This window comes from Stenotrophomonas sp. GD04054, assembly GCF_029836955.1.
GTDB classification, from domain to species: domain Bacteria; phylum Pseudomonadota; class Gammaproteobacteria; order Xanthomonadales; family Xanthomonadaceae; genus Stenotrophomonas; species Stenotrophomonas maltophilia_A.
In genome coordinates, this window is sequence record NZ_JAOECR010000051.1 from 1 (window position 1) to 25,040 (window position 25,040).

General features: G+C 67.3%; 27 protein-coding genes. 13 read left to right on the forward strand and 14 right to left on the reverse strand.

The annotated features are described in order from the left end of the window. The first annotated feature begins 77 nt into the window (after positions 1-77). Together N7573_RS18390 and msrA are read left to right on the forward strand one after the other, a co-directional pair. A complete protein-coding gene (locus tag N7573_RS18390; protein ID WP_010481810.1) occupies positions 78-341 on the forward strand; it encodes a DUF2007 domain-containing protein in 264 nt (87 codons plus the stop codon). A 30-nt stretch (positions 342-371) separates the two neighbouring features. Next, a complete protein-coding gene (gene msrA / locus N7573_RS18395) occupies positions 372-1,037 on the forward strand; it encodes a peptide-methionine (S)-S-oxide reductase MsrA (RefSeq protein WP_279943243.1) in 666 nt (221 codons plus the stop codon). A 583-nt stretch (positions 1,038-1,620) separates the two neighbouring features. On the opposite strand, the gene N7573_RS18400 is transcribed toward msrA, so the two are convergent. The 5 genes from N7573_RS18400 to ahpC all read right to left on the reverse strand — a co-directional run bounded on the left by N7573_RS18400 (position 1,621) and on the right by ahpC (position 6,585). After that, positions 1,621-2,577, reverse strand: coding sequence for a transaldolase (locus tag N7573_RS18400; RefSeq protein WP_125895505.1), 957 nt, complete (start codon positions 2,575-2,577; stop codon positions 1,621-1,623). A gap of 50 nt (positions 2,578-2,627) precedes the next feature. Then, on the reverse strand, positions 2,628-3,032 hold the full coding sequence (rnk, locus tag N7573_RS18405; RefSeq protein WP_005408156.1) for a nucleoside diphosphate kinase regulator: 405 nt from the start codon (positions 3,030-3,032) through the stop codon (positions 2,628-2,630). Positions 3,033-3,155: 123 nt separating this feature from the next. Further along, positions 3,156-4,118: a LysR substrate-binding domain-containing protein gene (locus tag N7573_RS18410; RefSeq protein WP_032129919.1), complete on the reverse strand. Its 963-nt coding sequence runs from the start codon at positions 4,116-4,118 to the stop codon at positions 3,156-3,158. 85 nt (positions 4,119-4,203) lie between these two features. Beyond that, complete coding sequence (ahpF, locus tag N7573_RS18415) at positions 4,204-5,796, reverse strand: alkyl hydroperoxide reductase subunit F (protein ID WP_100437922.1); 1,593 nt, start codon at positions 5,794-5,796, stop codon at positions 4,204-4,206. Positions 5,797-6,021: 225 nt separating this feature from the next. Next, on the reverse strand, positions 6,022-6,585 hold the full coding sequence (gene ahpC / locus N7573_RS18420; RefSeq protein ID WP_004144811.1) for an alkyl hydroperoxide reductase subunit C: 564 nt from the start codon (positions 6,583-6,585) through the stop codon (positions 6,022-6,024). A 350-nt stretch (positions 6,586-6,935) separates the two neighbouring features. Between ahpC and prmC the strand changes: the two genes are divergently transcribed. Further along, the gene (gene prmC / locus N7573_RS18425; RefSeq protein WP_279912951.1) at positions 6,936-7,793 is read left to right on the forward strand and encodes a peptide chain release factor N(5)-glutamine methyltransferase; all 858 of its coding nucleotides are present in this window, start codon (positions 6,936-6,938) and stop codon (positions 7,791-7,793) included. Positions 7,794-7,841: 48 nt separating this feature from the next. Beyond that, the gene (gene pip, locus N7573_RS18430; RefSeq protein WP_032130095.1) at positions 7,842-8,783 is read left to right on the forward strand and encodes a prolyl aminopeptidase; all 942 of its coding nucleotides are present in this window, start codon (positions 7,842-7,844) and stop codon (positions 8,781-8,783) included. Between the two features lie 139 nt (positions 8,784-8,922). Here pip and N7573_RS18435 read toward each other — a convergent pair whose 3' ends face one another. Then, positions 8,923-9,807 carry a LysR family transcriptional regulator gene (locus N7573_RS18435; RefSeq protein WP_100437925.1) on the reverse strand — a complete coding sequence of 295 codons (885 nt, stop codon included), beginning with the start codon at positions 9,805-9,807 and terminating at the stop codon, positions 8,923-8,925. 105 nt (positions 9,808-9,912) lie between these two features. On the opposite strand from N7573_RS18435, the gene N7573_RS18440 reads away from it, so the two are divergent. After that, positions 9,913-11,328 (forward strand): MFS transporter, encoded by a 1,416-nt coding sequence (locus N7573_RS18440; RefSeq protein WP_279943241.1) that lies wholly within the window; start codon positions 9,913-9,915, stop codon positions 11,326-11,328. A gap of 65 nt (positions 11,329-11,393) precedes the next feature. On the opposite strand, the gene N7573_RS18445 is transcribed toward N7573_RS18440, so the two are convergent. The 4 genes from N7573_RS18445 to N7573_RS18460 are packed head-to-tail and all read right to left on the reverse strand — an operon-like array spanning position 11,394 to position 14,263. Continuing rightward, entirely contained in the window at positions 11,394-12,191 is a 798-nt protein-coding gene (locus N7573_RS18445; protein WP_279912950.1) for an N-formylglutamate amidohydrolase, read from the reverse strand. Then, a complete protein-coding gene (locus tag N7573_RS18450; protein WP_010481791.1) occupies positions 12,184-12,738 on the reverse strand; it encodes an NUDIX hydrolase in 555 nt (184 codons plus the stop codon). The genes N7573_RS18445 and N7573_RS18450 overlap by 8 nt, the downstream gene beginning before the upstream one ends. Beyond that, positions 12,735-13,685, reverse strand: a complete 951-nt coding sequence (locus N7573_RS18455) for a 5'-3' exonuclease H3TH domain-containing protein (protein ID WP_279912949.1) — start codon at positions 13,683-13,685, stop codon at positions 12,735-12,737. The genes N7573_RS18450 and N7573_RS18455 overlap by 4 nt, the downstream gene beginning before the upstream one ends. Continuing rightward, positions 13,682-14,263 (reverse strand): nitroreductase, encoded by a 582-nt coding sequence (locus tag N7573_RS18460; RefSeq protein WP_049399990.1) that lies wholly within the window; start codon positions 14,261-14,263, stop codon positions 13,682-13,684. The genes N7573_RS18455 and N7573_RS18460 overlap by 4 nt, the downstream gene beginning before the upstream one ends. A gap of 331 nt (positions 14,264-14,594) precedes the next feature. Between N7573_RS18460 and N7573_RS18465 the strand changes: the two genes are divergently transcribed. Beyond that, positions 14,595-16,916, forward strand: a complete 2,322-nt coding sequence (locus N7573_RS18465) for a DUF1631 domain-containing protein (protein ID WP_049463516.1) — start codon at positions 14,595-14,597, stop codon at positions 16,914-16,916. 52 nt (positions 16,917-16,968) lie between these two features. Further along, positions 16,969-18,048, forward strand: a complete 1,080-nt coding sequence (locus N7573_RS18470) for an NAD(P) transhydrogenase subunit alpha (RefSeq protein WP_032130088.1) — start codon at positions 16,969-16,971, stop codon at positions 18,046-18,048. A 61-nt stretch (positions 18,049-18,109) separates the two neighbouring features. On the opposite strand, the gene N7573_RS18475 is transcribed toward N7573_RS18470, so the two are convergent. From N7573_RS18475 to N7573_RS18485, 3 genes are read right to left on the reverse strand one after another with little or no spacing between them, the layout of a single operon-like run. After that, the gene (locus N7573_RS18475) at positions 18,110-18,571 is read right to left on the reverse strand and encodes a DUF3106 domain-containing protein (protein WP_279912948.1); all 462 of its coding nucleotides are present in this window, start codon (positions 18,569-18,571) and stop codon (positions 18,110-18,112) included. A 3-nt stretch (positions 18,572-18,574) separates the two neighbouring features. After that, on the reverse strand, positions 18,575-18,901 hold the full coding sequence (locus tag N7573_RS18480) for a hypothetical protein (RefSeq protein WP_032130086.1): 327 nt from the start codon (positions 18,899-18,901) through the stop codon (positions 18,575-18,577). Beyond that, positions 18,898-19,482 carry an RNA polymerase sigma factor gene (locus tag N7573_RS18485; protein WP_279912947.1) on the reverse strand — a complete coding sequence of 195 codons (585 nt, stop codon included), beginning with the start codon at positions 19,480-19,482 and terminating at the stop codon, positions 18,898-18,900. Before N7573_RS18485 ends, N7573_RS18480 begins: the two co-directional genes overlap by 4 nt. Before the next feature lie 98 nt (positions 19,483-19,580). On the opposite strand from N7573_RS18485, the gene N7573_RS18490 reads away from it, so the two are divergent. Together N7573_RS18490 and N7573_RS18495 are read left to right on the forward strand one after the other, a co-directional pair. Beyond that, complete coding sequence (locus N7573_RS18490; RefSeq protein WP_005408173.1) at positions 19,581-19,901, forward strand: NAD(P) transhydrogenase subunit alpha; 321 nt, start codon at positions 19,581-19,583, stop codon at positions 19,899-19,901. Continuing rightward, positions 19,898-21,358 (forward strand): NAD(P)(+) transhydrogenase (Re/Si-specific) subunit beta, encoded by a 1,461-nt coding sequence (locus tag N7573_RS18495; RefSeq protein ID WP_032130084.1) that lies wholly within the window; start codon positions 19,898-19,900, stop codon positions 21,356-21,358. The genes N7573_RS18490 and N7573_RS18495 overlap by 4 nt, the downstream gene beginning before the upstream one ends. Before the next feature lie 271 nt (positions 21,359-21,629). On the opposite strand, the gene N7573_RS18500 is transcribed toward N7573_RS18495, so the two are convergent. Then, positions 21,630-22,049 carry a hypothetical protein gene (locus N7573_RS18500; protein ID WP_279943242.1) on the reverse strand — a complete coding sequence of 140 codons (420 nt, stop codon included), beginning with the start codon at positions 22,047-22,049 and terminating at the stop codon, positions 21,630-21,632. Between the two features lie 122 nt (positions 22,050-22,171). On the opposite strand from N7573_RS18500, the gene sufT reads away from it, so the two are divergent. The 4 genes from sufT (at position 22,172) to N7573_RS18520 (ending at position 25,040) form a co-directional block, all read left to right on the forward strand. Beyond that, positions 22,172-22,723, forward strand: a complete 552-nt coding sequence (gene sufT, locus N7573_RS18505; RefSeq protein ID WP_005415385.1) for a putative Fe-S cluster assembly protein SufT — start codon at positions 22,172-22,174, stop codon at positions 22,721-22,723. Positions 22,724-22,782: 59 nt separating this feature from the next. Beyond that, positions 22,783-23,877: a branched-chain amino acid aminotransferase gene (locus N7573_RS18510; RefSeq protein ID WP_004144913.1), complete on the forward strand. Its 1,095-nt coding sequence runs from the start codon at positions 22,783-22,785 to the stop codon at positions 23,875-23,877. A 174-nt stretch (positions 23,878-24,051) separates the two neighbouring features. Further along, complete coding sequence (locus N7573_RS18515) at positions 24,052-24,708, forward strand: hypothetical protein (RefSeq protein ID WP_049399977.1); 657 nt, start codon at positions 24,052-24,054, stop codon at positions 24,706-24,708. Next, the gene (locus N7573_RS18520; RefSeq protein ID WP_279913572.1) at positions 24,705-25,040 is read left to right on the forward strand and encodes a transcriptional regulator; all 336 of its coding nucleotides are present in this window, start codon (positions 24,705-24,707) and stop codon (positions 25,038-25,040) included. The genes N7573_RS18515 and N7573_RS18520 overlap by 4 nt, the downstream gene beginning before the upstream one ends.

Below are 25,040 nucleotides of genomic sequence, written 5' to 3' on the forward strand. Positions count from 1 at the left end.
CAGAACGGTCATGCGCCGTCACCACCACCATTCAGCCCCCGGGCGTATGCTGGAACCCTGTCCCACGGAGCTGCCGCATGCACATCGTGTACAAGGCCGACAACCTGTTCGACGCCCACCTGGTCAAGCACGCGCTGGAGGATGCCGGCATCCCGGCCTTCGTGTTCGGCGAGTCGTTGTTGGGCGGCATGGGCGAGCTGCCACTGTTCGGCGTGCTGCGGGTGGGCATCCCTGATGCGGCACGGCCGCAGGCCGAGGACATCGTGGCGGCGCTGGACTTGGGCCACGCGCCGGACGCCCCCATTTCCGATGCAGACGACATAGCCGGCCTTCCGGCGTAGGAGCGCATCATGTTGGGAATTGGCGAGGGCATCCTCGGCATCGGCGCCTTCAAGCAGCGCCTGCCGCGCCCGGAAGAAGCACTGCCGGGGCGTGACCAACCGCTGCCGCTGCACAGCAACCAGCACTTCGTGAACAGCCATCCGCTGAAGGACCGTTTCGCCGGCCTGCAGCAGATCCGCTTCGCACTGGGCTGCTTCTGGGGCGCCGAGCGCAAGTTCTGGACCGAACCGGGCGTGTACAGCACCTCGGTGGGCTATGCCGGCGGCATCACCCCGAACCCGACCTATGAAGAGGTGTGCTCGGGCCTGACCGGCCACACCGAAGTGGTACAGGTGGTGTTCGACCCGGCGGTGGTGAGCCTGGAGCGGCTGCTGCAGCTGTTCTGGGAAAGCCACGACCCGACCCAGGGCATGCGCCAGGGCAACGACACCGGCACCCAGTACCGTTCGGCGATCCACGCCACCGACGAGGCGCAGTACGCTGCCGCGCTGGCCAGCCGCGAGGCCTACCAGGCGCAGTTGGCCGCAGCCGGCTACGGGGTGATCACCACCGAGATCGAGTACCCGGCACCGGCGTACTACTACGCCGAGGACTATCACCAGCAGTACCTGGCGAAGAATCCGAACGGCTACTGCGGTATCGGCGGCACCGGCGTGAGCTGCCCGATCGGGTTGGATGTGGAGGCGCCGCGCTGACGCGCGGTGGTCCGCCTGCGGCGGGCAGAATCTACGGCAGAAGCCAAAGCCAAAGCGGCTCTGCGTTTCTGCGGGTTGGGCGGGGCGGTGTGGGTTGGCAGGACACGCCGTAAACCCGTCCTTGGGGGCTCGATGGCGCCATCCATGGCGCCAACGGTCCTGCCAACCCACACCGCCCCACCCCCGACAGTTTCCCGGTGACGGTGGGCAAGAGCATGGGTTACTGACGAACTGAAAGAAAACAAAAAGGACGCGGCCTTCGCCGCGTCCTTTTTGTTTGATCGTGCATTGCCCTTGTAGCCGAGCCATGCTCGGCTGCGAGCAAGCGAAGCGCGCGACCCGCTTTTGCTCTTCCTTCTTTCATCCGTGGCGGGCGGCCACCGGAAACTGTCAGAGGGCGGGCGGGTTGGGTTAGCGGGAGTGTCCGCCGCATGGATGCGGCGGCCAAGCCTCCAGGGACGGATTCACGGCGTCTCCCGCGAACCCAACGCCCGACCCAGCGCGGCTTTTGCTTTAGCAGTCAGTCGAGCAAGCTCGACTCTACAAAACGATCCGTCACGAGGGGCTCAGCCGTTGGCCGGAATCACAGTTCCGAACGAATCCGCTCGCGCAGCGCTTCCAGATCCTTGGCAAACGCATCGATGCCGGTCGCCAGCTTCTCGGTCGCCATCGGATCGGCCGCCAGATCCGCTGCGAACTTCGCCGCATCGATCGGGGTCACCGCCGCGCCATCCGCCGCACCGGCCACCAGCTTGCGCGGCAGCTCGCCGTGGTCGGCGTCCAGCTTCTCCAGCAGGTCCGGCGAGATCGTCAGGCGGTCGCAGCCGGCCAGCGCTTCGATCTGCGCGGTCGAACGGAACGAGGCGCCCATCACCACCGTCGGCGAACCGCGGCGCTTGAATTCGGCATACACGCCGCGCACGAACTTCACGCCCGGGTCTTCATCGATGTTGGCCGGGGTCTGGCCGTTGGCCACGTACCAGTCCAGGATGCGGCCGACGAACGGCGAGATCAGGAACGCGCCGGCTTCGCTGCAGGCCAGCGCCTGGGTCGGGTTGAAGATCAGGGTCAGGTTGCAGTCGATGCCTTCGGCCTGCAGGATGCGCGCGGCTTCCACGCCTTCCCAGGTCGCGGCGATCTTGATCAGGATCTTCTCGCGCGGCACGCCGGCATCGGCGTACATCTGGATGAACTGGCGGGCCTTGGCTACGGTGGCAGCGGTGTCGTGGGCCTGGTCGGCATCCACTTCGGTGGACACGCGGCCCGGCACCAGCGTGCTCAGCAGCGCGCCGACGCCGATGGTCAGGCGGTCGGCCACGGCGTGCACCACGGCTTCGCGGTCGCCACTCTGCTGGCGGCCCCAGGCCAGTTCGCGTTCGATCAGCTCGGCGTAGACCGGCAGGTCCAGCGCCTTCTTCACCAGGGTCGGGTTGGTGGTGCAGTCCACCGGCTGCAGGCGCTTGATCGCCTCGTAGTCACCGGTATCGGCAACGACCACGGACAGTTCGCGCAGCTGGGACAGTTTGGACGGGGTACTCATTACGGCTCCTGGTGCAGGGGGATCGAATCGCGCGCGGTGCGCAGCGGTAATCAGGGGCGGTCGTTGTGGACCGCGGTCACGCGCAGGCGCAGCTTGCGGCCGCCGGGCGCGTTCCAGTCGATGCTCTGGCCGATCGAAAGGCCGAGCAGGGCACTGCCGACCGGGGCCAGCACGGAAACCTTGCCTTCATCGACGTTGGCTTCGCGGGGGAAGACCAGGGTCAGGACGTGCTTCTCGCCCGACACTTCATCTTCGCACTCCACGCGCGAATGCATCATGACGATGCCTTCGGGAATCTGGTCCGGTGCCAGTACGGTGGCACGGTTGAGTTCTTCAGCAAGCGCGAGCGCGGCAGGCGTCTGGCTCAGCGCAGGGGATTCGAGCATGGCGTCCAGGCGGTCCATGTCGAAGGTGGAAACGGTGATCGACGGCGGCAGGCCGCTGGCGGTACTCATGGTGAAGCTCCTTGGTTGAAAGCCATGCAAAAGGCGGCACCTGCTGGCGCCGCCTGTCTGTATTGTGGGGACAAATGCGACCGGAATCGACTCCTGCCGATTCCAGGCCGGTGCTGCGGGGGTTCAGCCGTTCAGCGCGGGGCCGGGCAGGGCGGTCGTGTCGCCGGCGGCGTTGACCGCTTCCAGGGTGAACAGCGCCTGCGGCAGGCGCTTGAACTGATCGGCCAGCTCCATCAGGAAGTCGTTCATGGCCGAGCTGCGGCGCCAGATCATGGCGATGCGGCGGCTGGGGCGGCCTTCGCCGGTGAAGTCGAGCAGGCGGATGTTGTTCGAGCGCGGCACCGGCGGCTGCACCGACAGGCTTGGCAGCAGGGTGATGCCGACGTCGGCGGCGACCATCTGCCGCAGCGTTTCCAGGCTGGTGGCGCGGAACTCGGACTTCTCGTTGGCACCGAACAGGCGGCAGACTTCAAGCGCCTGGTCGCGCAGGCAATGGCCATCTTCCAGCAGCAGCAGCTTCTGCGTGGCCAGTTCCTGCACGTCCAGGTGTTCGCGACGGGCCAACGGGTGGCGCCCGGACACGGCCAGCAGGAACGGTTCCTCGAACAGGAACTCGGCATGCAGCTGGTCGTCGATCACCGGCAGGGCCAGCAGTGCAGCGTCGAGCTTGCCTTCGCGCAGGCGGTCCAGCAGCACATCGCTCTTTTCCTCGACCAGCAGCAGTTCCAGCTCCGGGAAGCGATCGCGGATGCGCGGAATCACATGCGGCAGCAGGTACGGGCCCAGGGTAGGGAAGATCCCCAGGCGCACCGTACCGGCTTCCGGATCGCGGCTGCGTCGCGCCGCTTCCTTCAGCTGTTCCACTTCGGACACGATCACCCGTGCCCGTGCTGCTGCTTCCTGCCCAGCCGGGGTCAGCATCACCTTGCGCGGCGCGCGTTCCACCAGCGGCAGGCCCAGCTCTTCTTCCAGCTTGCGGATCTGCGTGGACAGCGTCGGCTGGCTGACGAAGCAGGAGGCGGCAGCCCGGCCGAAATGCTTGTGGTCGGCCAGGGCTACCAGGTACTTCAGATCACGTAGGTTCATCCTTACACCCCAGGGGTAACGGACCGGCTGACGGCATGGTTACCCGACAGGCAGACAATGTTCCCGGTGATCTGGGAACGGTGGATCAGGCAGCTTCAGCAACGGCACCGCTGCTGCTGCTCACCGACGAGCGGATCAGGTGGTCGAACGCGCTCAATGCGGCGGTCGAACCGGCACCCATGGCAATGATGATCTGCTTGTAGGGTACCGTCGTGCAATCGCCAGCAGCGAACACGCCCGGCAGGTTGGTCTGGCCGCGGTCATCGATGACGACCTCGCCACGCGGCGACAGCGCCACGGTGTCCTTCAGCCACTCGGTGTTGGGCAGCAGGCCGATCTGCACGAAGATGCCTTCCAGCTCGACGCGGTGGGCGTCGCCGCCGACACGGTCCTTGTAGACCAGGCCGGTGACACGGCTGCCGTCGCCCAGCACTTCGGTGGTCTGTGCGCTGGTCAGCACGGTGACGTTGGCCAGGCTGCGCAGTTTCTTCTGCAGCACTTCGTCGGCGCGCAGGCTGGAATCGAACTCCAGCAGGGTTACATGCGACACGATGCCGGCCAGATCGATGGCCGCTTCCACGCCGGAGTTGCCGCCGCCGATCACCGCCACGCGCTTGCCCTTGAACAGCGGACCATCGCAGTGCGGGCAGTAGGCCACGCCCTTGTTGCGGTACTGGTCTTCGCCCGGCACGTTCATCTGGCGCCAGCGTGCGCCGGTGGACAGGATCACCGAACGCGACTTCAGCACCGCGCCGTTCTCCAGCTGCACCTGCACCAGGCCGTCTTCACCGGCCGGCACCAGCGCACTGGCGCGCTGCAGGTTCATGATGTCCACCTCGTACTCGCGCACGTGCTGTTCCAGTGCCGTGGCCAGCTTCGGGCCCTCGGTCTCCTTCACCGAGATGAAGTTCTCGATCGCCATGGTGTCCAGCACCTGGCCACCGAAACGTTCGGCGGCGATGCCAGTGCGGATGCCCTTGCGTGCAGCATAGATCGCTGCTGCCGCACCGGCCGGGCCACCGCCCACCACCAGCACGTCGAAGGCATCCTTGGCGGCGATCTTCTCGGCATCGCGCTTGCTGGCGTTGGTGTCCAGCTTGGCGACGATCTGCTCGAGGGTCATGCGACCCTGGTCGAAGACTTCACCGTTGAGGTACACGGTCGGCACCGACATGATCTCGCGCTTCTCGACTTCGTCCTGGAACAGGGCACCGTCGATGGCCACGTGCTGGATGCGTGGGTTGAGTACCGCGGCCAGGTTCAGCGCCTGCACCACGTCCGGGCAGTTCTGGCAGGACAGCGAGAAGTAGGTTTCGAACTTGTATTCACCTTCCAGGTTCTGCACCTGCTCGATCAGCTCGGCGGTGGCCTTGGACGGGTGGCCGCCGACCTGCAGCAGCGCCAGCACCAGCGAGGTGAACTCGTGGCCCATCGGCAGGCCGGCGAAGGTCAGGTGGATATCCTGGCCCGGGGTGCCCAGGTCGAAGGACGGCACACGGCCCTGGCCATCGCGCAGCACCTGCAGCGAGATCTTGTCCGACAGGCTGTCCAGGGTCTGCAGCAGTTCCAGCATTTCCTGCGACTTGGCGCCGTCGTCGGCGTGCGCGGTGATCTGGATCGGGCGGGTCACGCGCTCCAGATAGGTCTTCAGCTGCGACTGCAGGTTGGCGTCCAACATCGGGTCATCTCCTGGCTTCAGGCAAACAGGGGGCGTGGCACCGCTGTAGAAGGTAGCGGACCAGCAGGGGGTAGGGGTGAACCCAAGACAGCGACCGTGGAAGGGGCTGGCTGGCCAAGGCGGGCGAGCGTTGGCTGTCTTGGGTTCACCCCCACGCCGGCGGGGGGACCGGCACGGGGATGAAAGGCGCGCCGTGGCGTGGGGCCACGGCAGGCCGGTACCGCTTTAGATCTTGCCGACCAGGTCCAGCGACGGGGTCAGGGTCTTCTCGCCTTCCTTCCACTTGGCCGGGCACACCTGGTTCGGGTTGGCGGCGGTGAACTGGGCAGCCTTCAGCTTGCGCAGGGTTTCGGAGACGTCACGGGCGATCTCGTTGGAGTGGATCTCCAGGGTCTTGATCACGCCTTCCGGGTTGATGATGAAGGTGCCGCGCAGGGCCAGGCCTTCTTCCGGAATGTGCACGCCGAAGGCGTTGGTCAGCTGGTGGGTCGGGTCGCCGACCAGCGGGAACTGGGCCTTGCCGACGGCCGGCGAGGTTTCGTGCCACACCTTGTGCGAGAAGTGGGTGTCGGTGGTGACGATATAGACCTCGGCGCCGGCCTTCTTGAACTCGGCGTAATGGTCAGCGGCGTCTTCGATCTCGGTCGGGCAGTTGAAGGTGAAGGCGGCCGGCATGAAGATCAGGACCGACCACTGGCCCTTCAGGGTGCTGTCGGAAACCTTGATGAACTCGCCATTCAGGTAAGCATTGGCTTCGAACGGCTGGATCTGGGTGTTGATCAGGGACATCGTTTTTCCTCTGGGTGAAGGGGAGTGGGTGAATCGACAAGACCTAGAGTACCGACTCGCTATCGATAAGAACAATCCATTGATTGCATCTATTTGATAGATACAGTCTATCAGAATGCACTGAGCAGGCACTGAACCCAGACGCTTTCATCCTGCAACTGCCTGTGTGACAAGGAAAATCTTCCGGAACGGCTGAATAGGGCCAATAGTCCCTCCTTATCCCCTCGGGCAGAACCTGAACGGATTGCAGCCTTTTGTAGAGTCGAGCCATGCTCGACTGCGGACCTGTGGATGTGTAGCTCGACTGCGCCAGAAGCAGCCGAGCATGGGCTCCGCTCTACAATTGCGGCATGTTTTCCCAAACCGAACCCTCCCTGCGCCAGATCGTGGCCGAGGCCAGTGCCCGCCTCGGCGGCGTCGAGGCCCGCCACGAGGCCGAACTGCTGCTGCTGCATGTGCTGGAGCGCCCGCGCAGCTGGCTGTTCGCGCATGCCACCGATCCGCTGGCCGCCGCCGACCTGGCCGCCTTCGAAGCGTTGCTGGCCCGCCGCGTGGCCGGCGAGCCGGTGGCCTACCTGACCGGCCGCCGCGGTTTCTGGACGCTGGACCTGGAGGTCGACCCGGCCACGCTGATCCCGCGTCCGGAAACCGAACTGCTGGTCGAGCTGGCGCTGGAGCGCCTGCCGCAGGACCAGGCGCTGCAGCTGGTTGACCTGGGCACCGGCAGCGGTGCGATTGCACTTGCACTGGCCAGCGAACGGCCCCAAGCGCAGGTGCTGGCTACCGATGCCAGCCCGGGCGCGCTGGCCGTGGCCGCGCGCAATGCTGCGCGCCATGAACTGCGTAACGTCCGCTTCGCCGAGGGCGGGCACGACTGGTATGCGCCACTGCAGGGTGCACGCTTCGACCTGATTGCCAGCAACCCGCCATACATCGCCAGCGACGACCCGCATCTGGAGCAGGGCGACCTGCGTTTTGAACCGGCTTCCGCGCTGGCCTCCGGCGTGGACGGGCTGGATGACATCCGCCGCATCGTCGACGGTGGCCAGGCCCATCTGCTGCCCGGTGGCTGGCTGCTGATCGAGCACGGTTGGGACCAGGGCGCGGCGATCCGCGCGCTGTTCGACGCGGCGGGTTTTACGGAGGTGCAGACCGTACAGGATCTGGAGCAGCGCGACCGGATCACCCTGGGCCGGCGTCCGGCCTAGAATGGAGGTTCTCCTGCCCCGGCAGGGCATCACCCTGGAGCTGCAAGCATGCGTACGCTGTACCCCGCCATCACCCCCTACGACGTCGGCACCCTGAAGGTCGACGACCGCCACACGCTGTACTTCGAACAGTGCGGCAACCCGGACGGCAAGCCGGTGGTGATGCTGCACGGTGGCCCGGGCGGCGGCTGCAGCGACAAGATGCGCCAGTTCCACGACCCGTCCAAGTACCGCATCATCCTGTTCGACCAGCGCGGTGCCGGCCGTTCCACCCCGCACGCGGACCTGGTGGACAACACCACCTGGGATCTCGTCGCCGATATCGAGAAGCTGCGCGAGCACCTGAAGGTGGATCGCTGGCAGGTGTTCGGCGGCAGCTGGGGTTCGACCCTGGCACTGGCCTATGCCGAAACCCACCCGCAGCGCGTGACCGAACTGGTCCTGCGCGGCATCTTCATGCTGCGTCGCTGGGAACTGGAATGGTTCTACCAGGAAGGCGCCAACCGCTTGTTCCCGGATGCGTGGGAGCACTACCTCAAGCCGATTCCGTCGGTGGAGCGTCATGACCTGATCTCGGCCTTCCACCGCCGCCTGACCAGCGAAGACGAAACCACCCGCCTGGAAGCGGCCAAAGCCTGGGCGGTGTGGGAAGGCGCGACCAGCTTCCTGCACGTCGACGACGACTTCATCAACAGCCACGAAGACCCGCACTTCGCGCTGGCCTTTGCCCGCATCGAGAACCATTACTTCGTCAACGGCGGCTTCTTCGAGGTGGAAGACCAGCTGCTGCGCGACGCGCACCGCATCGCTGACATTCCCGGCGTGATCGTGCACGGCCGCTACGACGTGGTCTGCCCGCTGGCCAACGCCTGGGACCTGACCAAGGTGTGGCCGAAGGCGAAGCTGGAAATCACGCCGGCCTCGGGCCACTCGGCGTTCGAAGCCGAGAACGTGGACGCACTGGTGCGCGCCACCGATAGCTTCGCCTGATCGGTAACGCCGGGCCATGCCCGGCGCTACCGGCCCTCATCCACGCATGGCGTGGATCTACCGCAGCCTGGTAGTGCCGGCCGCTGGCCGGCAAACCTGAGACGGTTGGATTGCCGGAGACGCCGGCCAGCGGCCGGCGCTACCACTGCCCGGCCAGCAACGCGTCGGCCAGTACCTGCAGCTTTGGCGAGCATTGCCGCGAGGGCGGATAGATCAGTGACAGTGCACGGCTGCGGCCTTCAAACGGCTGCAGCACGCGCTGCAGGCGGCCATCGGCCAACGCATCGGCCACGGCGAAATCCATCACCTGCACGATGCCGATACCGGCGATGGCCGCTTCCACCAGCGGATCGCCGCTGTCGAACACCATCCGCGTCGGCGGCGTGAACTCGCGCAGTTGCCCGTCCTGCAGGAACTGCCAGTCCACCAGCCGGCCACTGCGCAGGTTGCGCACCGCCAGGCAGGCGTGATCCTGCAGCGCGGCCACATCGTCCGGTGCGCCACAGCGGGCCAGATAGGCGGGGCTGGCCACCGTCACCCAGCGCAGCGGCCGCAATGGCCGCGCGACGATGCGCTGGTCGGCGATGACGCCGGTGCGCAGCGCGGCATCGAAGCCTTCCTCGACCAGATCGACCAGACGGTCGCTGAGCACCGCTTCCACCTGCAGCTGCGGATGCTGTTGCAGCAACGGCGCCAGCATCGGCACCAGCACCTTGCGCCCGAACATCGACGGCGCACTGATCTTCAATGTGCCCGAGGGCGTGCACGGGCGGTCGGCCAGTTGCCGTTCGGCATCGTCCAGGCCGGCCAGCAGCGGTGCCACCTGTTCGACGAATTGGCGGCCATCCGGGGTCAGCGCCACATTGCGGGTGTTCCGCTGCAGCAGCTTCACCCCCAGCGTGGCTTCCAGCCTTCCGATCGCGCGCGACAGGCCGGACTGGCTCAGGCCCAGTTGGCCGGCGGCCACGGTGAAACTGCGGGCTTCGGCCACCTGCACCAGCATGCGCACCGCATTGAGGTCCATCGAGGCTCCATTCATGCCGAAAATCATGACAGATATGGTCGGGGAGGGGTTTATTGATTGGCTCGCATCAATGAGACTGCGCTCCCCCACCGCGCCAGACCGCCGATGCCTCCCCTCAAATACCCGCGCTGGGCGCTGACCCTGCTGGCCACCGCCCAGCTGATCATTGCCCTGGATGCCACCATCATCTTCGTTGCCTTGCATGACATGGGTCGCGCGCTGCAGATCAACGCGCAGCAGCTGCAATGGGTGGTCAGTGCCTACACCGTGGCCTTCGGCGGCAGCCTGCTGCTGGGTGGCCGTGCCGCCGACCTGATCGGCCGCCGCCGCTTCTACCGGCTGGGCATGCTGCTGTTCGCGCTGGCCTCGCTGCTCGGTGCGCTGGCGCCGAATGCTACGCTGTTGATCATCGCGCGTGCAGCACAGGGTATCGGCGCGGCGTTGCTGTTCCCCGCCACGCTGGCACTGATCAACACGCTGTATGCGGAAGGTCCGGTGCGAAACCGCGCGCTGGCAATCTGGAGCATGGCCAGCGCGGTGGGCCTGGCGCTGGGCACGCTGCTCGGCGGCGTGCTGACCCAGGCATTCGGCTGGCCGGCGGTGCTGGCGGTGATCGTTCCGCTGGCCACCGCCTGTGCAGTCGCGGCCGGCGCGTGGTTGCCGGCCGATGGTCCACGCGTGCAGGGCCGTTCCTTCGATCTGGCCGGTTGTCTCACCGTCACCGCCGGCGGCAGCCTGCTGGTCACCACCCTGGTGCAAGGGCCGGAGTGGGGCTGGACGGCGCCGGCCACGCTCGTCTGCCTGCTGCTTTCAGCCGTACTGTTGACGGTGTTCGTACAGATCGAAAAGCGCAGCCGTGACCCGCTGATGCAGTTTTCGCTGTTGCGCCTGCCCGGCCTCCGCGCCGCGCTGGGTCTGACCTTCGCTTTCATGAGCAGCTATGGCGTGCAGTACTACTTCCTGGCGCTCTACTTCCAGGATGGCTATGGCTGGAGCCCGCTGCAGGCCGGTATGGCCTTCCTGCTGCCGACATTGGTGTGCACCTTCGGCATCCGGATTGCCGAACGCATGCTGCGGCGCCGTTCGCCACGGCAGGTGCTGGCCTGGGGCTTCGCCGCAGGTGCCGTCGGCATCGCCGCGGTTGCGTTGGCGATGCCGCATGGCGCCAGCTACTGGCCGCTGTTGCCGGGCATCGTGGTGCTCAGCGTTGGCCAGGGCATGAGCTGGACGGCGATGTGGATCGTGGCCGGGCAGGGCGTGCCGGGTCCGCAGCAAGGCGTCGCGTCCGGCATGGCGGCCACCGCCCAGCAGATCGGCGGCGCCTTGGGATTGGCGGTACTGGTGATGGTCGCCAACGCCGCGCGCGGCACGCAGGCGGCAACCAGCCCTGATGCGTTGCAGGGCATGGTCAATGCACAGTACGGCGCCGCGCTGTTCGCCGCGCTCGGCGTGGTGATCGCGCTGGGCCTGCGCCCGGCAACAGTAGTGGTAGTGCCGGCCGCTGGCCGGCAAACACAATGACCCAACTACCCTGAGGTTGCCGGCCAGCGGCCGGCACTACCAACCCGGGATGGATCCACGCGCGTTCAACCCAATGCCAGCAACTGCGGTTGCAGCGCGCTGAAGATCCGCGCCAGCCGCTCCGCCCATGCCAGCTGCCCGGCGGCATCGGCGATCAGGTCCTGGCGGATCTCCAATTCCACGTGCACCAGCCCGCGGCCTTCGCCATGCACCGGCACCGCGTAGTCGCTGGTGCTGCTGACCGAATACGGTTCGTTGTCACCCACCACCAGGTCGCCTTCGTTGCGCAGTGCCTGCAGCAGTGCATGCGCAAAGCGCGTGTCCTGGTGGTACAGCACGCCGGCATGCCACGGCCGCTGCATGCCGTTCATCACTGGGGTGAAGCTGTGCATCATCACCAGCAGGGTGGGGCGGCCGGCATCGCGGCGTGCATCCAGTTCCGCGTCGATGCGCGCGTGGTAGGGCGCGTGGATCGCATCGATGCGCTGTTGGCGCTGTGCCGCCGACAGCCCGGCATTGCCCGGGACCACGGTGTGGTCGCTCACCTCCGGAATCAGCGTCGGCGAGGCCAGTGGGCGGTTGCAGTCGATCAGCAGCCGCGAATAGGTCTGTTCGATCGCCCAGGCATCCAGCCGTTCGGCCAGTGCGCGGGTGGTGCCGGCAATGCCGATGTCCCAGCCGATGTGGCGATCCAGTTCGGCCTGTGGCAAGCCCAGGCCGGTGAGGGTACCCGGCACCTGTTGGCCGGCATGGTCGGCCAGCAGCAGGTACGGCGACGCGCCCTGCGCCCGGTGGATCGCGTAGATTGCCGGATCATCGGCGCCAAGGAGCGCCGGCAGCGCATGCAGGTCGGCGTCAGCCACGCGGGCGCCCGTCCAGGTGGTGCTCGATCATCCACAGGCCGGCCCACAGCTTGGCATCCAGCTCGTAGCCTTCGCCCATCTTCTGCACCAGCCAGGCCGCGGCCTCACTGCGTGGAATCTCGTGCACGGTGATGTCCTCGCTGTCATCGCCGCCACCTTCGCCGATCCGGCGCAGGCCGGTAGCGCGTACGAAGGCGATCTTCTCGCTGCTGGCGCCGGACGACGTCGGGCCGATCATCAGCACTTCGGCGTGATCGGCGGTCCAGCCGGTTTCTTCTTCCAGTTCGCGCACGGCCGAGACTTCAATCGATTCGCCGGCGTGGATGTCGCCGACCAGGCCGGCCGGCATCTCGATGGTGGGTGCCTGCAGCGGCACGCGGAACTGCTCGACGAACAGCACCTTGTCCTCAGGGGTGACGGCGATGATGATCGCGGCCAGGCCACCGGCGTGGGTACGTTCGCTGTATTCCCAGGTGCCGCGCACCAGCATGCGCTGGTACTTGCCTTCATAGACGACACGCGGGGCTTCGGTGTTGCGCTGGCTCATGCGGGCTCGCCGGAATTGGAAACGGATGGAGTGGGAACGGGGTCGGCCACACCGGCGGCATCGAACAGCCGGCGGCGGGTCATCGGGCCGAAGCGCAGGGTCTGGCACAGGCCACCGAGCAGCTCCGGGTCGGCCGCCTGGCGCAGCAGACCGGGTTGGCTGCCTTCCAGCGGCGCGTCCAGCGCGATGGTGGTCAGCTGGCGCCAGAGCTGGGCGTGCTCGCGCTGTTCGCGCAGGCGCACCGCCATCTGTGCCGCGCCGCGCAGGCGCAGGAACGGCACTTCGTCCAGGCGTTCGTACAGCGCATCCATGCTGCCGAAGTGGGCCAGCAGCACGGCGGCGGACTTGCTGCCGACACCACTGACACCGGGAATGTTGTCCACCGCATCGCCGCACAGTGCCAGGTAATCGGCGATCTGGTGCGCGTGCACGCCGTGCCGCGCCTTCACTCCGGCTACGTCCCAACGCTGGTTGCGTGCGTAGTCCCACTGCTCGTCGTGATCCAGCAGCAGCTGCGACAGGTCCTTGTCGGCGGAGATGATCACCCCGCGGTGGCTGCCACGGTGCACGTGCAGGGCGCTGCCGATCAGGTCATCGGCTTCGTATTCGTGGTGGGCAAGCACCGCAAGGCCCAACGCCGCGCACAGCGCCTTGCAGTGTACGAACTGGCGCTTGAGCGCTTCCGGCGCCGGGTCCCGATTGGCCTTGTAGGCCGGATACAGCCGGTGGCGGAAGCCGCTGTCGAGTGCTTCGTCGAAGGCGATGGCGATGTGCCGCGGGCGCTCGCGTTCGAGCAGATCGAGCAGGAAGCGGGCGAAGCCGTGCACGGCGTTGGTCGGCCAGCCCTGCGCGTCCTGGAACTGGTCCGGCAGCGAGTGCCAGGCGCGGAACACGTAGATGCTGGCGTCGACCAGATACAGCGATGGCGGTGGTGCCGGCAGGCTCATGCCGGTGGCGTCCAGTCGCGCAGCAGGGCCGCCGGATCGGGGCGCTCGCGCTCAGGTACATCGGCCTTGGGTGTACCGATGTGGATGAAGCCGGCGATGCGTTCGCCTTCGACCAGGCCCAGGTGGGCCTGTACCGCCGGATCGAAGGCCATCCAGGCGGTCAGCCACTGCGCGCCGAAGCCCAGCGCCTGCGCGGCCTGCAGCAGGGCGAAGCAGACGCAGCCGGCGGTCATCAGCTGTTCCTGCTCGGGCACCTTCGGGTCTGGCCGCGGGCTGGCCACCACCACGATCACCAGCGGCGCATGGCTGAAACGCTGGCGGTCCTTCTCGAATACTGCCTCGCCCGCATGCGGGTCGCGCTGGCGGCTGCGCTCGGCCAGGAAGTCGCCCAGAGTGTGACGTGCATCGCCGGCGATCTTCAGGAAGCGGAACGGTACGCGCTTGCCGTGGTCGGGCACGCGCACGGCCGAGGCCAGCATGCGCTGCAGGGTGGCTGGATCCGGTCCGGGCTCGCCCAGTTGCCGCGAGGGCACCGAGCGGCGGGCATCCAGGGCAAGCAGGGCAGCGGGGTCGGGCATGGAGTCTGAACCGGTCATCACGGGTGTTTGATTATAGTCGGGGTGGTCAATGACGCCGTCTGTGTCGCGTCCCGCCCCTGAATATCAAACTGTGATGAACATCATGCCACTGGCGGGAAAGGGACGACCGCTTCCTCTCGCCTCGTGGGCCTCGCACGGCTTACGATATCTATCTTGCCGGGCCGCCGGTCATGAGGTTTGAAGTGAGGACTGTTTCACTGTCCGTGACGGGCTGGCCGGCCTACCATCGACGTACCGGCACATGGGGTGTGCCGGCCGTCGCGATGTCCATGCTGTCTGTCGTACCAGAGAAGGTGGGGAGCCTTCCCGAATGATGAGCGCGCCCACACCGATGGGATCGCCGGGCCGTGACCCGGTCCAGCTTCAGCGTGCCCGGGACATGGTCCTGCCGGCGCTGTGCCAGGCGTTCGGGGCCGCACTGGCGCGTTTCGACGATGCACTGTTCGACCGCGCCGGCAATGCTGGCTCGTCGCAGCTGCTGTTCCTGGATGCGATGCGCGAGCTGCGCCGTCGCCGTGAGGACATCGCCGCCGCCTTCGCCGGCCACCTGCAGCGGGCCTGGGATGCACTGGCCAGTGGCGAGCCGTTGTCGGCCGAAGCCACCCTGTCCGGGCCGGCCGAGGATGGCCTGAGCCTGCTGGCTGAACATGTACTGGAATCGCGGCTGGCGGTGCGCAATTTCGCCACCGTGCTGCTGCGTGACTTCAAGCCGGTGCTGGCGCGGCTGGACCGCCGCCTCGGCCGCCTGATCGGCGGCGCCGAGCTGGACGCCGACCACAACCCGGTCAGCCCCGAACATCTGGGCGTGGCCATCCATGAGGCCTTTGCCGGCTGCGAACTGGCGCCGGAAGTGCACCTGGTGCTGATCAAGCTGTGCGAGCGCGACCTGCGCGCGCCGGTGGGCCGCATCTACGAGAAGCTGGACGAGCAGCTGGCCGCCGCTGGCGTGATGTCGCAGATGGGGGCGCCGCGGCGTCCAATGTCTGCCGCGCCCGACCCGCGCATGGCGCCCGGGTCGGACGATCTGGTCGAGCCGCGCCACGCGGCGGGCTTCGAATCCGAATTCAGCGATGATGAACAGGCCGCGCCGGCCTGGGCACAGCGCTTCGCTGCGCGCTGGTCCGAGCGCCGTGGCCACATGCAGCAGCACCTCGGGAGCGAGGATGCCGGCAACGGCGAGGCGTATGCCGGCCAGCAGGGAATGCTGCTGGAGGCCCTGCATGAGCTGCTGCAGCAGACCCGTCACGTTCGCGAGGACGCCACCTCGGCCGCGCAGGTCGCGGTTGGCCAGCACCGCCCGTTGAGCCAGCGCGAGATGATGTCGGTGCTGTCGCTGCTGCAGGCCACGCCCAGCGCCACCCTGCGTGCGGCCATCGGCGAGGACGGCGAATCACTGGCGCAGCGGCTGAAGAGTGAAGTGCTGTCCAGCGCCACCCGTCTCGGCGTCGATCCTGGCCAGACCCGGCTGGACCCGCAGGACGAAGATGCGATCGATCTGGTTGGCATGCTGTTCGACGTGATGCTGGACGAACGCGAGCTGGAGGGCCGTTCGCGCGAGTTGATCGGCCGCCTGGTGGTGCCCTTCGTCAAGGTGGCGATGCTCGACCGCCGCATGTTCGTGCAGAAGACCCACCCGGCCCGCAAGCTGCTCAACTCGCTGGCCGAAGCCTGCGAGGGCAATACCGGCGAAAGCCAGGCCGAGCGCATGCTGATGGCCAAGGTCGAGGAAATCATCGAGCGCCTGGTGGCTGAGTTCAACGAGAACCTGGCGATCTTCCTGACCCTGGAAGAAGAATTCCGCGAGTTCCTCGTGCAGCACCGCCGCCGCGTGGAAATCGCCGAGCGCCGCGCCGCCGAAACGCAGCGCGGCCAGGAGAAGCTGGAAATGGCCCGCAGCCGGGCCGGTGCCGAACTGGACCGCCGCATCGGCGATGCCACCCTGCCGCCGGCCATCGCTGAGTTCCTGCGCCAGCCATGGCAGCACCACCTGACCCTGGCGCTGCTGCGCGAGGGCGAGGAGGGCGCGTCGGTGGCCGAGGCACTGAGCCTGGCTGACGGCCTGCTGGAGGAAGTGGCCGAGGCCCGCCGCCAGATCGTCGGCAAGCCGTGGCTGCAGGCCTGGCAGCCGGTGCTGGCCAAGGTATTTGCCAGTGTCGGCGTGCACGGCGATGCCGCCACCGGTGCCATCGACGCCCTGCACGACACCCTGCAGGGCATTGCGGAATCGCGACCGGAACTGCAGCGCGCGCTGCCGGAGCTGCCGCAGGTCGCCTTGCCGGCGCCGCCGGTGGCTGAGTCGCCAGCGGTGGAGCTCGGCGGGCAGATCGACGCCGACGATTTCGACAACGCCGACGCCGACCGCTTCCGACGCATGGAAATCGGCAACTGGCTGGACTTCGTCGACAAGGACGGCAAGGTGCAGGCCGGCAAGCTGTCCTGGGTCAGCCCGATTTCCTCGCGCCTGCTGTTCGTCAACCGCCGCGGCGTGCGCTTCTGCGTGGCCTCGCCGGAAGAACTGGCAGTGATGGTGCGGCTGGGCCGCCTGCGCGCCCACGTCGACGATGGCGCCTTCGACAGCGCGATGCAGGGTGTGATCGATCGGCTGGACCCGGGCAGCGCAACACTGCACTGAGCCGTGGCCGCCTGCTAGGATCGGGAAAACTCACCGATCAGCGGGGACCTGCATGGCCGTGGCGTTGCTGGGGATCAAGGAGACCGCGCCGGGCGAACGGCGCGTGGCGTTGACGCCGGAAACCGCGCGCAAGCTCGGTGCCTTGGGCATCACTGTCTGGTATGAGGCCGGCGCCGGTCTGGCGGCGGGATTTACCGATGCTGCCTATGACGACGCCGGTGCACGTGTGTTCGATGTAGGTCGCTGGGCCGAGATCGATATCCTGCTGTGCGTGCAGGCACCGCCGGTGGCGGTGCTGGAGCAGCTCAAGCCCACTGCCAGCGTGGTCGGCCTGCTGACCCCCGCCAGCGATCCGGCGCTTGCGGCATTGGCCGCTGGCGACCGCCTGCACCTGTTCCCACTGCAGCAGCTGCCGCGCACCACCCGCGCGCAGGCGATGGATGTACTCAGCTCGCAGGCCGGCATGGCCGGTTACAAGGCGGCACTGATCGCGGCCGAGCGTGCGCCGCGTTTCTTCCCGATGCTGACCACCGCCGCCGGTACCGTGCGCCCGGCCAAGGTGCTGGTGATCGGTGCCGGTGTGGCCGGTCTGCAGGCCATCGCCACCGCGCGTCGTCTCGGTGCACAGGTGGAAGGTTTCGACGTGCGCCCGGAAACCCGCGAGCAGATCCAGTCGCTGGGCGCGCGCTTCCTTGATCTTGGTGTGAGTGCAGCCGGTGAAGGCGGCTATGCGCGTGCGTTGACCGATGAGGAACGCGCCGAGCAGCAGCGCCGGCTGGCCGACCACCTGCGCAGCGTGGATGTGGTGATCTGCACGGCAGCGGTACCGGGGCGACCGGCGCCGACGATCGTGACTGCCGCGATGGTGGAAGGCATGGCCACCGGCAGCGTCATTGTCGATCTGGCGGCAGAGAGCGGCGGCAACTGCGCACTGACCCAGCCGGGGCAGTGCATCGAACATCAGGGCGTGACCATCGATGGCCCGCTTGGCCTGGCCAGCCGCGGCGCGACCCAGGCCAGCGAGATGTACGCGCGCAACCTGCTCAACTTCGTCGCCTTGTTCGTGCGCGAAGGGGAGCTCAGTTTCGACTGGGACGACGAGTTGCTGGCGAAGACACGCTGGCAGGCGTGAGTGACATGGGGTCAGATCCCTTTGCCGAAGGCAAAGGGATCTGACCCCGTTCGCCGGGGCGTTACCGCGGCTTCGCCGGCGGCGGGTTGTCGCGCACCCAGTCCTTGCGTTGTTCCGGCGTCATCTGCGACCAGCGCTCGCGCAGGGCGTCGCGCTGTTCCGGCGGCATGTTCCGCATCTGACCGAACAGGGCCCGGGCCTGCTCACGCTGTTCCGGGTTCATGTGCTCGAAGCGGCGCAGGCCACGGCGGGCCTTGTCGCGCTCCTCCGGGCTCATCGATTGCCAGCGCTGGCCATGCGAAAGCATGCGCTGGCGCTGGCCGGCATCGGCGCTGTTCCAGCGGTCGCGCAGCGGCGCCAGCAGGGATTCGCGCTGCGCTTCGCTCAGGTGTTCCCACGCCGGCAGCGGTGCGGCCGGCGCAGGGCGTGCGGCAGATGCGGGCGCGGCGCTCTGCGCCAGTGCCGGGAAGGCCGGCAGCAGCAACAGGGTCATCAGCAGGGGCAGGGTGTGCAGTCGGGACATGATTCACTCCATCGCCAGGTCGGTGTCGCCCAGCCACAGGTACAGATCGGGATTTTCGTCGTAGAGCGCGCTGTTGTCTTCTGCCGAGGCAAGCACAGGTGCCGGCGCAGGGCCCGTCAGGGTGCCGTGGCCGGTGAACTGCAGGCCGATACCCAGTGCCACCACCAGTGAACAGGCACTGGCCAGCCACCAGCGCCAGCGCCCGCGATGGGCAGCCGTGGCGCCGTGGCGAGCCTGGCGCAGCCGGGCCAGCGTTGCCGGCGACAGCGCGTGCAGCGACTGAGCGTGCAGGCTGCGCAGGGTGTCATCGGAAGGCAGGGAGCGGTTCACGGGTGGGTCTCCAGATAATCCTGCAGCGCCTGGCGGGCGCGTGCCAGATGGGTTTTTACCGCGCCTTCGCTGCAGCCCATGGCGCGGGCGGTGGTGGCCCCGTCCAGGTCCTGCAGCACGCGCAGGGTGAAGGCCTCGCGCTGGCGGGCGGGCAGGCGGCGCAACGCGTCCACCAGCTGTTGGTACTGCTGGCGCTGTTCGTGCGCCTGTGCCGGGTCCGGGCCGGGGTCGGCCCAGTCGATCTCGCCGCCTTCCGCGTCCTGGTTGTCGCGCCAGAACGGCAGTCGGAAGCGGCGCCGGCGCTGCACGTCGATCACGCGTCGGCGCAGGATGCTCCAGAACAGCGGGGCCCATTCGGCAGCCGGCTTGTCGGCGTAGTCCAGCATGCGCAGCAGCGTGTCCTGCACCGCGTCCATGGCGTCTTCGCGCTGGCGCAGGCCGGCCTCGGCGAAGCGGAACGCGCGCGGGCCAACACTGGCCAGGAACGCCTCCAGCGACGCCGGCAGGGCATCGGTCTCGGCGCTCGGGGGGACGGGGCTGCTCACCAGCACAGGGTACGGTTCCTCGCTCGGGGTCACCATCGACAACGCGTGAGCGCGGCTTCGGTTGACGCCGGGCGCGCACCGGGTTCAGCCCATGGTTATGATGGGACGACGAAGACAGAGCAGGAGCGTTGCCGGTGAGTGACGGGTTCGTAGCGCTGTACATCTTCATGCTGGCAGCCATCGCCGGCCACGTGATCATTTCGCGGGTGCCGGTGATCCTGCATACCCCGCTGATGTCGGGCTCCAACTTCATCCACGGCATCGTGCTGATCGGTGCAATGGTGGTGCTGGGGCACGCGCAGACACCGCTGGAGAAAGCCCTGGGCTTCCTCGCCGTGGTGCTTGGTGCCGGCAACGCCGCCGGTGGCTACGTGGTCACCGCGCGCATGCTGGAAATGTTCAAGCCGAGCGCGCCCAAGGGCGGCAAGGACGAGCCGAAGGAGCCGCAGGCTTGAACATCAGCACCGTCGAACTGCTCGATTGGCTGGTCAAGGCCAGCTACCTCGTCGCCGCCACGCTGTTCCTGCTGGGCCTGCAGCGCATGGCCTCGCCGCTGACCGCGCGCAGCGGCATCCGCTGGGCCGGGCTGGGCATGCTGCTGGCCACGGTGGCGACGTTCTTCCTGCCCGAACTGCATAACGTGCCGCTGATCCTGGTGGCGCTGCTGCTTGGCGCGGGCCTGGCCTGGTGGTCGGCCGGCAAGGTTGCCATCACCGACATGCCGCAGATGGTGGCGCTGTACAACGGCATGGGCGGCGGCTCGGCCGCGGCCATCGGTGCAGTGGAACTGCTGCGCTACGCCTTCCTTGCCAACCGCGATACCAGCCACTGGAGCGCACAGGCGCTGGCCGACCTCGCTGCCCGCCAACCCTCGGGCATGGTGCTGCTGCTGGCGGTGGTCGGCGCGGCCATCGGTGCGGTGTCGCTGTCCGGCTCGGTGATTGCCTGGGCCAAGCTCGATGGCCGCCTGGACAAGCGGGTGACCTGGCCGGGCCAGCAGGTGATGAACCTGCTGGTGGCACTGGCGGTGGTGGTGCTGGCGATCATCGCGGCCAGCACGCTCAACACCTGGGCGATCGTCGCGTTCTTCGTGCTGGCACTGGCACTGGGCGTGCTGATGACGCTGCCGATCGGTGGCGCCGACATGCCGGTGGTGATCTCGCTGTACAACGCGTTCACCGGCCTGGCGGTGTCGTTCGAAGGCTATGTGCTGGGCAACGAGGCGCTGATCATCGCCGGCATGATGGTCGGCGCGGCGGGCATCCTGCTGACCCGGCTGATGGCCAAGGCGATGAACCGGCCGATCCGCAACGTGTTGTTCTCCAACTTCGGCGGCGGCGCCGGCGGCGAAGCGCAGGCGATCACTGGCGCGCAGAAGCCGATTGAAGCGTCGGACGTCGCGGCGATGATGGCCTACGCCGAACGCGTGGTGATCGTGCCCGGTTATGGCATGGCGGTGGCGCAGGCCCAGCACAAGATCTGGGAGCTGGCGCAGCGGTTGGGCCAGCGCGGGGTGAAGGTGAAGTTCGCGATCCACCCGGTGGCTGGGCGCATGCCTGGGCACATGAACGTGCTGCTGGCCGAAGCGGGTGTGCCCTACGACCTGATCGCCGACATGGACGACATCAACCCGGAATTTGCCAACACCGATGTGGTGCTGGTGATCGGTGCCAACGACGTGGTCAATCCGGTGGCACGTACCGACCCGGCCAGCCCGATCTACGGCATGCCGGTGCTGGATGTGGTCAACGCGCGCAACGTGGTGGTGATCAAGCGCGGCAAGGGCACCGGTTTTGCCGGCATCGAGAATGCGCTGTTCTACGCCGACAACACCCGCATGCTGTACGGCGATGGTGCGGAAGCGGCGGCCTCGCTGGTGAGCGAACTGAAGGCGCTCGACGGCGGGCATTGAGCGGCGGCTGCATCGGGTAGGTGCGGACCTTGGTCCGCATGCATTTGCCGGCCAGCGGCCGGCACTACCCCCATCCACGCATGGCGGCTGCGCCCGGCACTACCGAATCCATGCGTGGTGGTTGCATCGGGTAGGTGCGGACCTTGGTCCGCACGCTTCTGCCGGCCAGCGGCCGGCACTACCGAATCCATGCGTGGTGGTTGCATCGGGTAGTGCGGACCTTGGTCCGCACGCTTCTGCCGGCCAACGGCCGGCACTACCTGCCGGTGGATCAGCGCGCCAGCCAGGCGCCCACGGCCACGCCCAGGGCCAGCCAAAGCCATTCCATCGCGCCATTGGCGAGGGTGATCAGGGTCCAGGCCAGGTGCGGGCCCATCCGCAGGGTGGCGTCCCACAGGTCCAGCCCGATCGAGCCGCCCATCCACGCGCTGGCGATGGCCCAGTTGGCCACGGCCGCCACCAGCACGGTGCCCAGCACGACCAGGGCGATGCGCAGCCGGCCCGGGCCCAGCGTGCCCATGCGCAGCATGAACACCAGTTCCAGGGCGGTCAGTACCGCCATCCAGCCGACCTGCCGGCCGGTCATCAGCGCCAGCACCATCCAGGCAAGGGGAGCAACAAGCAGACCCAGCAACAGCATGATGGGCCAGAGCCAGGTCACGGTCCTGGCACGCGCGGCATTGGAGGACATCGAAGCTCCCTGAAGATCACCCACAGGATACTGTGGTTTGCCGCAGTGCACCGGCGGCGGCAGGGCGGCTGGGCTAGAATGCCGTCTTGCGTGGCCTTGGCCACGGCCCCATATCGGTCCCCATGTATTCCCGTAGCAGCGAACCTGTCCACTTCGAACGCGATTGCGAGGCCGTGATGGTCCCGCAGGGCGACACCGTGACCCTGCCCGCCGGCAGCTATGGGTACATCACCCAGGCGCTGGGTGGCAGTTATTCGGTGTTCGTCGAGGGCAACCTGTTCCGCATCGCCGGCAAGGACGGCGACGCCATCGGCAAGGAGGCACCGGCACCGCTCGAGCTGCCGGCTGATGCCACCGATGAACAGGTGGAACAGCTGGTGTGGCAGCAGCTGCGCACCTGCTTTGATCCGGAAATTCCGGTGAACATCGTCGAACTGGGCCTGGTCTACGAGGTCGAGATCAAGCACCTGGACGAAGGCAAGCGCGAGATCGACGTGAAGATGACCCTGACCGCACCGGGCTGCGGCATGGGCGAGATCCTGGTCGACGACGTGCGCAGCAAGCTCGAAATGATTCCGACGGTGGCCGAGGCCGACGTCGACCTGGTGTTCGACCCGCCGTGGAACCAGCACATGATGTCCGAGGCGGCCCGGCTCGAGACCGGCATGCTTTGACCCACGGCCCGCAGTGACGCGGGCCGGGCATTACCCGCAACCAGAACAGGAAATCTCCGGTGTCCCAGTCCATTCCCAGCTTCGCCGTCACCCGTTCGGACCACCCGCGCAGCGCTGAAGAGCGCGCCCAGATCCTGGAGAAGCCGGGTTTCGGCCTGCACTTCACCGACCACATGGTGGAAGTGCGCTGGGACAAGGACACCGGCTGGCACAACGCCAACGTGCGCGCCTATGGCCCGCTGCAGCTGGACCCGGCCGCGGCCGTGCTGCACTACGGCCAGGAAATCTTCGAGGGCATCAAGGCCTACCGCCATGCCGACGGTTCGATCTGGACCTTCCGCCCGGATGCCAACGGCCGTCGCCTGCAGCGTTCGGCGCAGCGCCTGGCGCTGCCGGAACTGCCGGTGGAGATCTTCGTCGAATCGCTGAAGCAGCTGATCGCCGTCGACAGCGCCTGGGTGCCGTCGGCCGATGAGTCGAGCCTGTACTTCCGTCCGTTCATGATCGGCGACGAAGCTTTCCTCGGCGTGCGCGGCGCGCACAAGGCCGGCTACTACGTGATCGCCAGCCCGGCCGGCCCGTACTTCGCCAAGGGCGTCGCCCCGGTGTCGATCTGGCTGTCGACCGAGTACGCACGTGCGGCCAAGGGTGGCACCGGTGCCGCAAAGTGCGGTGGCAACTACGCCGCCTCGCTGCTGCCGCAGCAGAAGGCACAGGCACAGGGCTGCTCGCAGGTGCTGTTCCTCGACCCGGTCGAAGGCAAGTACCTGGAAGAACTGGGTGGCATGAACGTGTTCCTGGTCTACAAGGACGGCACGCTGGTTACCCCGCAGCTGTCGGGCAGCATCCTCGAAGGCATCACCCGCGAGAGCATCCTGCAGCTGGCCCGCGACCGCGGCATGAAGGTCGAAGAGCGCAAGGTCACCATCGATGAGTGGAAGCAGGGTGTGACCTCGGGCGAGATCGCCGAAGTGTTCGCCTGCGGCACCGCGGCGGTGGTCACCCCGATCGGCCAGCTGAAGGGCGAAGGCTTCTCGGTGGGCGACATCAACGCACCGGCCGGCGAAGTGACCATGTCGCTGCGCAAGGAACTGACCGACATCCAGTACGGCCGCCTGCCGGACCGCCACAACTGGCTGGTCAAGCTGGGCTGATCGCCCGCGTTGAACCGTTAGCGCCGGGCCATGCCCGGCGGCGCTTCTTGAAAGCCCGTCCCAGTGACGGGCTTTCTGCGTTGTGGGCCCGCCCGTCGACGGCAGCAGGCGGGCGCTTGACGCAAATAGGTTTGCACTGCAAACTAAATTCAAGCGACCCCGATGGAGCGTGTCATGCAGCAGCCGTCCGTCATTGATCCTTCCTCGCGCCTGCAGGCGCTGACCCGTGAATATTCGCGGTACTCGCGAAGTGCCGGGGGCCTGTCGGCGATGGCAGGCGGCATTGCCTGCCTGGCCTCGTTCCTTGCCGGCGCGCTGCTGCCGACCACCCTGGCGCTGCGCATCGTGCTGATTGCCGTGCCGGTGCTGTGGATCGTCGGCAAGCAATGGCTGGCACGCCGTTACTACCAGCGGCTGGGCCAGGTCGAGGAGCAGGTCACGCCGGTCGAGCGCAATTTCCAGCGCTTCTTCATCGCCTTCACCGCGCTGGTAAGCGTGCTGGTGATCGGCAGCGTGCTGACCCGGCTGGCGCCGATGGGCGAGTTGCCTTGGGACCTGCGCGCCATCGGTTACCTGGCCGTGGTGGCGCTGCTGCCCTGGGTGGTGTGGCGCTGGCTGCGTACGCCGCTGGAGTTCATCGTGGGCGTGTTCCTGCTGTGCCAGGCCGCGCTGGCCTTCACCGGGCAGGCGTATGGCTTCGGTCCGAGCACCGCCGTGTTCCCGCTGGCATCCATCGCACTGATCGTGGTCGGCTGGCGCGACCATCAGCGCTTCCAGCGGCTGCAGGTGGAGATGCGCGCGTTCATGGCGGCGCGGACGAACGCCGAATGACCCAGCTGCCTGATTCCAGAGCGCTGCTCCAGCTCGACCGCTTGATCCACGAGCCGGCACGCCTGCTGATCCTGTCGATCCTGGCAGGTGCCGAATCCGCCGAGTTCGGCTTTGTCGAACATCTCAGCGGGTTGAGCAAGGGCAACCTCTCCAGCCATCTGAGCAAGCTGGAGGCTGCTGGACTGGTCGCCATCGACAAGTCGTTCCGCGGCAAGCGCCCACTGACCACCCTGCAGTTGACGCCGATGGGCTGCACTGCCCTGGCCGAGTACCGCACACAGCTGGCGGCGATCGTTGCCGGCATTCCCGATCCGGATCGAAAGGACGCCTGA

What these genes read in the sequence shown, in the direction of transcription:
- N7573_RS18455 (WP_279912949.1), bottom strand. Translation starts at nt 13,685, where the DNA reads ATGAGCCTGCCGGCACCACCGCCATCGCTGTATCTGGTCGACGCCAGC.
- sufT (WP_005415385.1), top strand. Translation starts at nt 22,172, where the DNA reads ATGTATTCCCGTAGCAGCGAACCTGTCCACTTCGAACGCGATTGCGAG.
- N7573_RS18475 (WP_279912948.1), bottom strand. Translation starts at nt 18,571, where the DNA reads ATGTCCCGACTGCACACCCTGCCCCTGCTGATGACCCTGTTGCTGCTG.
- N7573_RS18520 (WP_279913572.1), top strand. Translation starts at nt 24,705, where the DNA reads ATGACCCAGCTGCCTGATTCCAGAGCGCTGCTCCAGCTCGACCGCTTG.
- N7573_RS18400 (WP_125895505.1), bottom strand. Translation starts at nt 2,577, where the DNA reads ATGAGTACCCCGTCCAAACTGTCCCAGCTGCGCGAACTGTCCGTGGTC.
- pip (WP_032130095.1), top strand. Translation starts at nt 7,842, where the DNA reads ATGCGTACGCTGTACCCCGCCATCACCCCCTACGACGTCGGCACCCTG.
- N7573_RS18470 (WP_032130088.1), top strand. Translation starts at nt 16,969, where the DNA reads ATGGCCGTGGCGTTGCTGGGGATCAAGGAGACCGCGCCGGGCGAACGG.
- ahpF (WP_100437922.1), bottom strand. Translation starts at nt 5,796, where the DNA reads ATGTTGGACGCCAACCTGCAGTCGCAGCTGAAGACCTATCTGGAGCGC.
- N7573_RS18465 (WP_049463516.1), top strand. Translation starts at nt 14,595, where the DNA reads ATGATGAGCGCGCCCACACCGATGGGATCGCCGGGCCGTGACCCGGTC.
- prmC (WP_279912951.1), top strand. Translation starts at nt 6,936, where the DNA reads ATGTTTTCCCAAACCGAACCCTCCCTGCGCCAGATCGTGGCCGAGGCC.
- N7573_RS18515 (WP_049399977.1), top strand. Translation starts at nt 24,052, where the DNA reads ATGCAGCAGCCGTCCGTCATTGATCCTTCCTCGCGCCTGCAGGCGCTG.
- N7573_RS18460 (WP_049399990.1), bottom strand. Translation starts at nt 14,263, where the DNA reads ATGCCCGACCCCGCTGCCCTGCTTGCCCTGGATGCCCGCCGCTCGGTG.
- N7573_RS18390 (WP_010481810.1), top strand. Translation starts at nt 78, where the DNA reads ATGCACATCGTGTACAAGGCCGACAACCTGTTCGACGCCCACCTGGTC.
- N7573_RS18450 (WP_010481791.1), bottom strand. Translation starts at nt 12,738, where the DNA reads ATGAGCCAGCGCAACACCGAAGCCCCGCGTGTCGTCTATGAAGGCAAG.
- rnk (WP_005408156.1), bottom strand. Translation starts at nt 3,032, where the DNA reads ATGAGTACCGCCAGCGGCCTGCCGCCGTCGATCACCGTTTCCACCTTC.
- N7573_RS18500 (WP_279943242.1), bottom strand. Translation starts at nt 22,049, where the DNA reads ATGTCCTCCAATGCCGCGCGTGCCAGGACCGTGACCTGGCTCTGGCCC.
- N7573_RS18440 (WP_279943241.1), top strand. Translation starts at nt 9,913, where the DNA reads ATGCCTCCCCTCAAATACCCGCGCTGGGCGCTGACCCTGCTGGCCACC.
- N7573_RS18410 (WP_032129919.1), bottom strand. Translation starts at nt 4,118, where the DNA reads ATGAACCTACGTGATCTGAAGTACCTGGTAGCCCTGGCCGACCACAAG.
- N7573_RS18485 (WP_279912947.1), bottom strand. Translation starts at nt 19,482, where the DNA reads ATGGTGACCCCGAGCGAGGAACCGTACCCTGTGCTGGTGAGCAGCCCC.
- ahpC (WP_004144811.1), bottom strand. Translation starts at nt 6,585, where the DNA reads ATGTCCCTGATCAACACCCAGATCCAGCCGTTCGAAGCCAATGCTTAC.
- N7573_RS18435 (WP_100437925.1), bottom strand. Translation starts at nt 9,807, where the DNA reads ATGGACCTCAATGCGGTGCGCATGCTGGTGCAGGTGGCCGAAGCCCGC.